General features: G+C 51.4%; 1 protein-coding gene. It reads right to left on the minus strand.

Annotated elements, in window-relative coordinates; translation table 11 throughout:
* Positions 1-821 (minus strand): DNA gyrase subunit A (locus A3750_RS02810; protein ID WP_304440163.1); only part of this gene is annotated, 821 nt, incomplete at both ends.

Here is an 821-nt window from a genome sequence, read left to right on the forward strand (position 1 = left end):
TAATCTTACCCGTTAACGGTTCGCCCTGCCCTCTTGCCGATGGCAAAGTATGCGCCGCTACGGTGTAGGCACGACCCGTAGAGTCTAGAAAAACGACCCCTTCCTGACTCCGCCCCTTCGCAGCAAGACTAAAGCCGTCTCCCGCTTTATAGCTTAATCCCTTCGGATCTATATCGTGCCCCTTCGCTGCACGCACCCAGCCTTTCTCGGAAAGCACAACAGTGACGGGTTCTGAGCTGACCAGATCCATTTCTGTATATGCCTTGGCTTCTTTGCGGGCGACGATGGGCGAACGACGCTCGTCGCCATACTTCTCTGCATCGGCGAGCAACTCCTTCTTGATCAGCTTTTTCATCTGCGCCTTAGAACCAAGTACTTTCAGCAGATACTGACGCTCCTTCTCAAGCTCTTCCTGTTCAGCCTTGATCTTCATCTCTTCGAGGCGAGCAAGCTGTCTTAACTTGGTATCAAGGATATAGTCCGCTTGAACTTCGGTCAGATCGAAGCGCTGCATCAGCACCTGCTTCGGCTCATCCTCCGTGCGAATAATGTGAATAACCTCATCGATATTCAAAAACGCAATCAGCAAGCCTTCTAAAAGATGCAGTCTGCGCTCAACCTTGTCGAGGCGATACTGAAGCCGACGAGTCACTGTTTCGGTTCGATACGACAACCACTCTGTTAGAATCTCGCGGAGATCCTTAACGCCTGGGCGGCCATCCGTACCGATCATATTCATATTGACGCGATAATTTTTCTCTAGATCCGTGGTCGCATAAAGATGCGCCATGAGTGCTTCGACATCAACCCGGTTAGAGCGC

The organism is Oleiphilus sp. HI0079 (assembly GCF_001635105.1).